Source organism: Acidobacteriota bacterium (assembly GCA_016715115.1).
In the GTDB taxonomy this organism is placed as follows: domain Bacteria; phylum Acidobacteriota; class Blastocatellia; order Pyrinomonadales; family Pyrinomonadaceae; genus JAFDVJ01.
Window position 1 is genome coordinate 1 of sequence record JADKBM010000010.1, and the last position, 8706, is coordinate 8706.

Below are 8706 nucleotides of genomic sequence, written 5' to 3' on the forward strand. Positions count from 1 at the left end.
GCTTCGTTTTCAGATTTCGGATTATTTTACGTTCGGCGGTCTTCTGGTCGAGGATATTCTGTCGGACGGACAGGAGTTTCAGATCAAATCGGCGACTTTCCGTGTGACCGACAAAAACGGGACGACGAGCGGAAGCTTCGAAGAAGGCGTAAATCTTGAGGCGAAAAAATCGCACAAAGTTAAATGTAAAAAGGTGAACGGCGGCGCGAATCGGTTTACAGCTTTCGAAGGCGATCGCCGGAAACGCCGGCGGCAAGCCGTTTCACGATTCCGGATCATCGTCGGCGGCAATAACGGAACTTCCGAGTATCCCGGCCGAAGGTGAAATCGTATTTCTCGTCAAGATCAACGACGAGTTCGACTTTCAGGGGCCAAAGGAAAAACGCTTCGTCGATAAAGAAGATCCGCTCAATAACTGCGTTACGATTTCGGTGGTGATGGAAAACTCAGACGGCAATCGAAACTGCTCGGTTTTCGTTGTTCGGACGATAGTTCGACATCGACGATCATCAAACCCGGAGTTCTCACAAAAGAAGTCGTCGCGCGTAACGGAGATCCGATAAAACCGGCGGACGGCAATCCGCCGCGATTCGCCGCGGGCGATACGATCACGTTTCGGATCACGAAAACCGTGCCGTCCGGAGATTGGGAAGATATGGTAATCAAGGATTGGTTTCCGATGCCCGCGCTGAAAATCGCGTCATTAAACACCGCGCTTCCGCCGTGCGGCGGCGGCAACTTCCCTGCCGCAAACAGTATGTGTTACGAATCGGTCGACACGGTTACCGCGGGACTATTAACGGTTACCGCAGGACAATTACCGGCGGTGAGCACTTTACAAAGCGACAATAGCGTCAGTTTCAATTACGGGACGCGAAATGATCCGGCCAATCAGCAGGCCGTCATCAGCATCTTGATTTCGCTGACCTTCACGACCGATCCATATGCCGACGGGCTTTCGTTTCTCAATGAGGCGCGCGAGTGCGAATCGAACACCTTCGGCACGACATTCTGCCAGATCGCGGTTGCGCCGTTCGTTCTGACGGAACCGAATCTGAAGGTAACGAAGGCGTGATCGCGACAAGCAATCCTTTCGCGATTTTTCGAGAATCCTCCGATTCTGCCGTCGCCGCTGGCGTTGAACACCGGTTTAATGCCGCCATCGAGTCTTCTCGGGCCGAACGATTGTCTGGGACCGAATCAGACGACACCGCCTCCGCCAGGAGCCTGTAATGCGATTTGGTCGCCGTCGCTAAATTCGACGATGCTCGGAACCGGCGGCTTCAACGCGGACGTCAAAAACGTCGATGCGAACGATTGGATAACGTACGGCGTCGTCGTCGAAAACCGCGGATCGGGATTGAACGGGGCGTTCAACGTGGTTCTGAACGACTCGTCAACTATTCCTGTTACCCCTGTGATTGCGACCGGCCTTCGCGCGCACGACGGCAATCGAAATTGGTTGGAACGCATTCCTGCAATCCCGACCGGGTTCCCGATGGCCTTAAAGGATCCGGGCACAACGCCGGTCGATCCCGGCAGTCTCGACCGTTTTTCATTGACGAGCGGAAACAATCTCGCGGTCGTTACCTACAGTTATCGTTTGCCGCCTGGTGCGCTCACGAAAATCGGGACGTGCTACACGAATACTTCGGCACTGCAGTCATATACGGCGAGCCTGACGGGCCAAAACGGCGTCGCCGCGGGCTTCGGCGAACGTCTCGGAAAGCCAAAGCGTGCGTCAATCCGACGCTGACGAAATCGATCGTCGCGACTTCCGAAGCTCATACCGCGCCGCAAGTCTCGACTGTTCCGCAAACCGCGGCGAATACACCGCGCGTCGCGATCGGCGAGGTCGTCCGATATCGCCTTCAAGTTAGAATTCCTGAAGGAACGAGCAGCAGTTTCACGGTCCGCGACGCTCTGCCGGCGGGAATGCGATATCTCGCGGGCAGTGCGCGGCTACGTTTCGTTTCGGCTACACCGGTTTCGGTTTTGCGGGCAAGTTTATTAATGCCGCCGGGATTTTTGGACAGCAGGGAAGCGAGGCGAATGTTAATACGATCACGCCGACGGTAATTCCCGCCACAGGTTAGCGACCAGAGCAATTGCGGCACCGGCGGCCCTGTCGATTTCAAGCTCGGCGGCGTCCGAAACAATGAAAACGACCCGAATCAGGATTCGCCGTCATCAAATTCTCGGCGCTTGTTTGCAATGTCCCCGGCAATTTCGACAGCAAACCGCTCAAGAACACGTCGGCGGTTATCGTGGACGGACAGTCGTTTGCCAACGAAAACGACATCAACGTCTGATTGTCGTCGAACCGAATCTGACGGGTTACAAAGAAACTTACCGCCCCGACGCTCAACGGCAGCCCGACTTCGTTTGAAATCACGGTTAAAAACACGAGCGCGGTCACCGCATTCGACGTCGAAATCGGCGATCAGCTTCCGGTTGGTTTCGTTCTTTCCGGAGCGCCGTCGGTCGTGAGTTCTTCCGCGGCTTGTTTGCCGCCACCGCCGACGCCAGCGAACGGTACGAATGGTTTCACCGTCGCGCAAATGCCCGCCGGCTGCCAGGTTGTTGTGCGCTACAACGCGATCGTTCAGGGCGCGTGCCAGACAGAGCGCGAAAACATCGGATTCGCGACATTCACGAGCCTTCCGGGACTTCGCGGAACAAGCAACGCGACGCCGGGAACTTCGGGAGCGACCGACGGCGAACGCAACGGCACGACGCCGCCCTTGGCGACAAACGTTGCCGCCGCACAAGCCTCCTGTTCGATTCAGAATCGAATGCGTCGGGCCGGACGGACGACTCTTGGTCAAAGTTGTCGTCAAAAATCTTCCCCGGATTCACGGCGCCGGCGTCTGCGCAGTACGTTTTCAATATCGCCTGCTCCGGCAGCGGTCCGAATCAAACCTTTACGCTAACGCAAGCAAATCCGGGCACCACGTTCGGTCCGATGCCGGCCGGACGAGTTGTACGGTGACGGGAAAATCCATTGCCGACGATGCCAAGCGCGACTTGTCCGCTCGTCGGCTGGTTCCCGCCGATCTTCAGTAAACCGATGCCGATCGTCATTCCGCCGGGGCAAACCGAAACGGTCGAAGTCGAAAACCGCTACGGCTGTCTCGCGGGAAGCAGTCAAAATACGATGGGCGAATCACTCTTGGACGTTGGAATGTAGGGAGAAATTTTATGAAAAGTACCTTTTGTTAGCGACGATGTTTTTTGCAGTGTTTTTGACGGTTGCGGCGTCCGAAACGCGGGCGCAGCTTAATGGCACGGTCGTTTACACCCAAGGCGCGATGACGGGACAAGCAACCGTGGCCGGGAAACTTTGGGGAAACAAATGGATGCGGTTTAAGTTCAAGTTTATGAACGGCAAACCCGGTTTCAACATCATCGAAAAAGCCGGACTGACGAGATTCACGTGGACGCTTCGCGACCCCGACGGCGCGATCGTCACCGATTTCGAGGCCCCGCTCAATAAGCCCGGAGTTTACGCGTTGGTTTTTCGACTGAAACCCGCATACGCGACGAACAGTCCCAAGCGAAGTTTCAAGATGGTGATCCAGCTCGAATGATCGATGATTCTTTTTCATTCGGAATTTCGGATTAGGAGGTCCAATCGGCGGGCGGACGGCGGGCCCGAGAAAAGCAGTTTGTGCGATCTAGGCGGTTCTGTCGGCCTCTCCGTGAGGTACGGCCCGAAAGGGTCGCCCCGAGGCGGTGATCGGAGCCCGCGTAGCGGGTGTCAGCGTGTAGCCCGCAGCGCCAGCTGCGGGGGAGCTGGCGCCAAGATATGATCGGAGCTCGCGTAGCGGGTGACAGAATCCCGTCCGTCTGTCGACCGCTACGCGGGCTCGGGGCAATGAGCCGCCCCGGATCCGACTCCAGACGAAGAAACCGCGTCTTATCGATTGGGCACGCCCGGCAGATCAAATTCCCCGACCCGTATCGCTCTACTAGGCGGTGTCAAAACACTCGGCTTTGCCCTCACTATCGATGTTGCCACTAGCTTCAGAGGTTGCTGTGTCAAAAGGCGCTTCGAAAAAGGGATTCCATGAATTGCTTTTCGTTTTAAGGAACGGATCGGAGTGACAAGAAGACCTCGGCTTTAGCCGAATGTTGGGCTAAAGCCCTGACACAGTTGAATTTATTTGTATCCGTCAGCTAAAGCAGACGGCAATTCATAAGACAACTTATCACTAGCAATCACTCTGAAAAACGCGATGTCGGCATTTTGACACAGCCTCTGAAGCTGGTGGCAACATTGAACCTTCGAATTTGATTCGGACTTAGAGTGGAGTCCTCAAATTCCTGAAATTCTGAAATCTCTGAAATCTCCGAGGTCTCTGAAATTTGCGGAATCATCAAATTCCTTTACCCATCCAGCTTGATCCCAAACGCCTTTCATCACGTCGCTGATCGAATTGGCGACGCCGCAGGATTCGATCTTCGGGTTTGCTGATAACGATGTTTTCGAGGTCGACGGGCTTCTTCGACGTCGGAAAATTGCAGCGAGCTCTTTCGGGCGCGCGAAGATGAGTCCCCTCCGCGTGATTTTTCATCGTCGACGACGAGCGATCCGCTGTCGCCGCCCTTGACGAAGCTTGAGCGGTCGGTCGGAACGATCAGAAACTGGTCCTTGAACAACGCATCGGTGCGGCGGGCCGAGTATTTGACCCAGATGCTGAGATGGATCGAGAAGACCCGGCCGCGAGTATAGCCCGTCGTGCGGCCGAATTTTGGCAGTCGGACCGAAGGGTAACGGATTCTTTTTCGCAGAAATCCCGTGGATGGCGCCGCGATGCGCGGAATCTCGGCACTATAAGCCCGGCGGCGGTCAATGCGCGCGATAGCAGCGTCCACGAAATTCGGATTCTCGACGTCTCCGCCAAATTCGATCGGTCTCACGTCGACAAGTTCCGCGACGGGCCGGCCTGAAGAAGAATCCCCCGGACTCGGTTGTTGACGAGATCCGAATCGTCCTTTTTCAGCCCGTGAGAGATCGGCAAAAACACGCGCGTCGACAGCAGATACACATCGTTTTTCAAAAAGCCTGCTTGGCCCGCGGAAAATAGATTCGGCGAAAGAAATACCTGATCGTCCTGAACTCTCCGGTCAAGTTGGCATTCGCGGCGCTGATCCCGCCTGTTAGAACGTCGTGCCCGCCCCGTGTACGGTCGATCTCAGTTTGCGTTCAAAATCAGCGCGGGCATCTCGTAATGAGACGATCGGAGTTCACGGAACTCCGCTGGGCAGTAATCGCGTCGGCGGATTCTGACATCTCGCCGTTCGCATCCTCAACGAAAACCTGAATGCAATAGTCGTTGCCTCCGTCGATCTTTCCGACTCCAATGGCAAATGGTAATGTTCGCCGATCTACGTTTCTTCAGCCATCTTTGGGTCAGTTCGTTCTCGCCGAAATCGCCTTTTTCAATCCACGCAGATTCGACAGCGCATTTTTTCCGTATCTCACTCGTTCGAGGATCTGTTTCGCAAGATATCCGGCAAGTATCGAGGCGACGAGGATCGCGGCTACGGCTGTGATCGGCGTCCAATAATCCGCGACTTCGGTCGGCGAAAGCTTTTCGGGCTCAACCGTCAACGACGCGGTCGGAGTCGGCGATCTCCGCGGATTCAGTGTTGATCTGACACCCGGATGAATTTATTCAGATTTGAATTCCTAATGCATTAACGTATGAATTCCCCAAGGCTCGAATTTGAAATCTCGTTGCCGTTGTCGTTCGAATTGCTTAGTTTCGTATCGGAGGTTCTCGACGGATCCCGCGTTGGTTCTGCAATCGCGGGCAAATTGGGTTTAAAGAAGGCGAATCCGAACGCCGGTCGCGGCAGAATCCGATTCGAAGTTCAATAAACCATCCCAGTTTCTAAGCATATGGATGAACACAAATTGATCGATCGCCGATGCTTCCAACGAAAACATCCAAGTTTCTCCATCGAAAAGAGCGTCTTGCGAAGGTCAACACCAAAACGTCTCATCGTGCTTAGGACTTGGCGAACTTTGCGCGGCACTCACGCAAAGTTCGCCAAGATCGCGGAGGCAGGGCAAGCACCCGTAATGTCGCGATATTCGAACCCGCAAGACGACCCACTAAACAAAACTATCGATCGAGGACTTGTTCACCCGCGCCGCGTGGTGCAGAAATTCCGTCCGATGACCGGACCGCCCGAATCGCTTCGCTTTCGTCTTGCGGCACGAGTTCAAACTTCAAGGCCAGCTCTTTTTGTCACGCAAGAACTGGGATAGCAGACCGGAAGATCGTTGAGCATCGCATCCGGATCGGGATCGACGTTTGAGATCTCGATCTTGTAGGGCAAACCCTCACGGCGTTTGAGCGCGATGGTGTGTCGCACACATCGCCGCAGGAGATCGTCACAAAACCTCATCCGGGTCGAGATTGACGCCCATCGTTTCGGCGAGATAGCCGAACGGCTCCGACTTTCGTCCGCGATCTTTGTCGAAACACGGCGTCTTGGCGTGATCTGGCTCGCTGACGGCATCACGGCGTAATAGAGACCGCCGTGAATTGAAGCCGCGTCACGCCGGCCGCGAATCGACGAACGCGGCGTTAGTTTCAAGTCCCGCGCCGTGCAGTTCGCCGCCTTCGAGGTTTACGATCCAGCGAAAGTCATTCTCGTCGCTCGCGGAGTAATCCAAGCGGTCAAAACCGTCTCCCAGAAATATCTCGCAACCGGCGGATTTCGACGCACCGCCGATCTCGATCGCCGTCACGTCCGCCGGATCGAATTCGGGCAGTTCGATTTCAGCATAACGAAACGCATCTTTCCTGACACTTCTCAAACTCGGACGCATCACCCAACTGACAATTTGTGATTTCCGCTTCTAATGATCGCCGTTTCGTTGCGTCCTCGACGGAAATGAAACAAGTGATCTTGAGCCCCGAGCCTGCACGAAGGCGGTCGCTGTCTTTCTTGATACCGGCATAAAAATGTAATCTCCTCTTTTTCAAAATAATCGTGTAATTCTTCCTGGATATGTGCTGTTGCTGCCCAAATCGTAACGGTTCACTTCTCAAAACCGCCGATCGACGAAAATGCCGCCCAAAAATAGGGCGCCGCAAATTCGCCAGATCCCTTGGCCAACAAGATCTGCGCCTGTCGCAAGGCGTCTGACGCGGTCATCCCGCGGCTTCGGTTCTCGTGAAAACCGTCATCAGCTTCGCCGTCGCGTCAGAATCGACCTTCCAGCCGCCGGCGACGACGATCGGCGCGCCGATCGCAAGAAATGTCTGCGCGATGCCCGTTGCCCCCTCGCCTTCAACTAATCTCTCGCCTGACGTGTCGCAGGCTGAAAGAACGACTAATTTCGATTTCGGCAATCTGAGGTTTGCGAGTTCGAAAACGCGAACCGCCATCATCCTCGGTCTTGCTTAGAAGTAATCTCGAATTCGGCGCCGATGAATCGTTGACAACGTAGTGTCCTGCAAAAGGAAAAACTCCGACCGACGGCAACCGGCCAACGATCTCGCGGCGCGTTGCGGCCCTGCCGGTCTTGATCGTCGCTCCCGGAAGATTCGGGCGATCGACTCGACGACCGGACTCGCTTTCGACGGAAGATCATCGAGATCAGGATTCGCCTGCCGATCAAACTCCGGATTACCGACGACGAGCGCGTTTTCGGGCAACTTCGAGCGGACCGCCGCGATCTCCGCGGGGCGGACGAAGATCGCCTGCGCTGGGCGCAAGCGCGATCGTCCGGCTTTCGATCAGATAGCGGCCTTGTTTCTCCGAAAAAAGTGCGGCGAACGGCATCCGATAGAGTGCTTTGTCGGGAACAAAAACGATCCGCGCTTCCGGCGGAATCCGCTCGATCACCGGCTCAAGAATTCGTTCGAACGCCGCCACCGAGGCTTCGCGAACCGTTTCCGCCGGGGCGTTTCGATCGCGAACCAAAACGAGAAGTTTATCGGTAAGATCTTCGATCGCCTCGCGGCCGAGCGGCAAGACAAACGGTTCGACAGCGTCGCGGCCGACGATCCAGACATAGGTTCGTTCACTCTGGACCGAGAATTCGACGATACGGGTCGATGCGGGCAGCCGGCGGCGGAGCTCAGTGACTGGCAATGGCTTTGAGACATCCGGAAATCGCCGCTCGATTTCGTCCACGGATGTTCCGTCGTTGACGAAATCAAGCAGCGTTCGCGCCTTTGAAAGTTCGAGATTCTCCAATGCCCGTTCTGAATCGCCCAATCTGACGGCATTTTCGACGGCAGCGTCGTCAAACGGCCTGATCGTTCTTGAAGAACCTCGTTGCGCGATTCGGAATCGACTATCTTGGATCGGTACTTTTCGGCGAGGTCGAACGTCCGCTGAAACTCGGCCTCGGCCTCGTCGGCGCGCCCAAGCGCAAGCAAACATAAAAGCCGCCCTTTCGCCGCAAGATAATCGTCGAACTGAACCTCCGGGCTCTTGCTGTTCATTTCAACGACGCGGTCGTAACCGTCGAACGCTTCGCGAAAGTGCCGGAACTCGCGATGCGTTTCGGCCATTTCGATTGTCGTTATTTGGATCAGACGCCCACGAAGCGCTTCGTCAGCGGTCGTTTCGGCCATACGCATCGCATCGTCGCCAAATCTCATCGCCTCGCGATAATCGCCGAGCGATCGCTTTATCTGCATCAAACGGCGCACCGTATCGTCGATCACTTGCGAG

12 protein-coding genes and 1 pseudogene are annotated in these 8706 nt (G+C 55.5%); 6 read left to right on the forward strand and 7 right to left on the reverse strand.

The window, feature by feature from the left end:
* The 6 genes and pseudogenes from IPN69_08670 to IPN69_08695 form a co-directional block, all read left to right on the forward strand.
* Nucleotides 1–325, forward strand: a 325-nt coding sequence (locus IPN69_08670) for a hypothetical protein (protein ID MBK8810787.1), incomplete at its 5' end; no start/stop codon positions are given.
* A gap of 330 nt (nt 326–655) precedes the next feature.
* On the forward strand, nt 656–1075 hold the full coding sequence (locus IPN69_08675) for a hypothetical protein (protein ID MBK8810788.1): 420 nt from the start codon (nt 656–658) through the stop codon (nt 1073–1075).
* Nucleotides 1076–1138: 63 nt separating this feature from the next.
* Entirely contained in the window at nt 1139–1756 is a 618-nt protein-coding gene (locus IPN69_08680) for a hypothetical protein (GenBank protein ID MBK8810789.1), read from the forward strand.
* Nucleotides 1757–2378: 622 nt separating this feature from the next.
* A pseudogene (locus IPN69_08685) lies at nt 2379–2933 on the forward strand (hypothetical protein).
* Nucleotides 2934–3013: 80 nt separating this feature from the next.
* Nucleotides 3014–3190: a hypothetical protein gene (locus tag IPN69_08690; protein ID MBK8810790.1), complete on the forward strand. Its 177-nt coding sequence runs from the start codon at nt 3014–3016 to the stop codon at nt 3188–3190.
* Between the two features lie 37 nt (nt 3191–3227).
* Complete coding sequence (locus tag IPN69_08695; protein ID MBK8810791.1) at nt 3228–3590, forward strand: hypothetical protein; 363 nt, start codon at nt 3228–3230, stop codon at nt 3588–3590.
* 832 nt (nt 3591–4422) lie between these two features.
* On the opposite strand, the gene IPN69_08700 is transcribed toward IPN69_08695, so the two are convergent.
* The 7 genes from IPN69_08700 to IPN69_08730 all read right to left on the reverse strand — a co-directional run bounded on the left by IPN69_08700 (nt 4423) and on the right by IPN69_08730 (nt 8244).
* Nucleotides 4423–4923 (reverse strand): hypothetical protein, encoded by a 501-nt coding sequence (locus IPN69_08700; GenBank protein ID MBK8810792.1) that lies wholly within the window; start codon nt 4921–4923, stop codon nt 4423–4425.
* Between the two features lie 493 nt (nt 4924–5416).
* Nucleotides 5417–5617 carry a hypothetical protein gene (locus tag IPN69_08705; protein MBK8810793.1) on the reverse strand — a complete coding sequence of 67 codons (201 nt, stop codon included), beginning with the start codon at nt 5615–5617 and terminating at the stop codon, nt 5417–5419.
* A gap of 617 nt (nt 5618–6234) precedes the next feature.
* Complete coding sequence (locus IPN69_08710) at nt 6235–6387, reverse strand: hypothetical protein (protein ID MBK8810794.1); 153 nt, start codon at nt 6385–6387, stop codon at nt 6235–6237.
* Between the two features lie 184 nt (nt 6388–6571).
* Nucleotides 6572–6835, reverse strand: a complete 264-nt coding sequence (locus tag IPN69_08715; GenBank protein ID MBK8810795.1) for a hypothetical protein — start codon at nt 6833–6835, stop codon at nt 6572–6574.
* Nucleotides 6836–7059: 224 nt separating this feature from the next.
* Entirely contained in the window at nt 7060–7176 is a 117-nt protein-coding gene (locus IPN69_08720) for a CHAT domain-containing protein (GenBank protein ID MBK8810796.1), read from the reverse strand.
* A complete protein-coding gene (locus IPN69_08725) occupies nt 7173–7412 on the reverse strand; it encodes a CHAT domain-containing protein (protein ID MBK8810797.1) in 240 nt (79 codons plus the stop codon). Before IPN69_08725 ends, IPN69_08720 begins: the two co-directional genes overlap by 4 nt.
* A 238-nt stretch (nt 7413–7650) precedes the next feature.
* Entirely contained in the window at nt 7651–8244 is a 594-nt protein-coding gene (locus tag IPN69_08730) for a CHAT domain-containing protein (GenBank protein ID MBK8810798.1), read from the reverse strand.
* Between the last annotated feature and the right edge of the window lie 462 nt (nt 8245–8706).

Bases quoted from the DNA above. Each gene is read 5' to 3' on its own strand.
- IPN69_08720 (MBK8810796.1), bottom strand. From the start codon at position 7,176: ATGACCGCGTCAGACGCCTTGCGACAGGCGCAGATCTTGTTGGCCAAG.
- IPN69_08690 (MBK8810790.1), top strand. From the start codon at position 3,014: ATGCCAAGCGCGACTTGTCCGCTCGTCGGCTGGTTCCCGCCGATCTTC.
- IPN69_08695 (MBK8810791.1), top strand. From the start codon at position 3,228: ATGTTTTTTGCAGTGTTTTTGACGGTTGCGGCGTCCGAAACGCGGGCG.
- IPN69_08725 (MBK8810797.1), bottom strand. From the start codon at position 7,412: ATGATGGCGGTTCGCGTTTTCGAACTCGCAAACCTCAGATTGCCGAAA.
- IPN69_08675 (MBK8810788.1), top strand. From the start codon at position 656: ATGGTAATCAAGGATTGGTTTCCGATGCCCGCGCTGAAAATCGCGTCA.